At 75.1% G+C, this 358-nt stretch carries 1 protein-coding gene; it reads left to right on the forward strand.

Annotated features, from left to right (window positions below; all coding sequences use genetic code 11):
• Positions 1 to 28: 28 nt before the first annotated feature.
• Positions 29 to 358, forward strand: a 330-nt coding sequence (locus tag AC1DBD_RS18020) for a hypothetical protein (RefSeq protein ID WP_476982757.1), incomplete at its 3' end; no start/stop codon positions are given.

The following is a 358-nucleotide window of genomic DNA, read 5'->3' on the forward strand; positions in this document are numbered from 1 at the left end:
CCGACATGACGCTGAAGGGAGAGACCCGATGACCGCACGACTGGCGATTGGCGACCTGACTGCACCGCATCATCCCCCTGGCGCGCTGCGCGTGCAGCCGGGCGCGAACGACGCCGGCCCCGAGACGCTGGCGGCACAACTCGCGCAAGCCGCGCGCCCGCCGCTGTCCGCGTTCCAGATCGGCATGCACTGGTTTCCCGAGCGCGCGGGCGGGCTGGACCGCATGTACCACGCGCTGACCGGCGCGCTGCCGGCAGCCGGGGTGGAGGTGCGCGGCATGCTGGCCGGCTCCGGCGCGGCGGCGGCCGACACCCACGGCGCCATCAAGGCGTTCGCGCCGGCCGACGCGAGCGTGCCG

The sequence above is a fragment of the Arthrobacter sp. 10T419 genome (genome assembly GCF_056394105.1).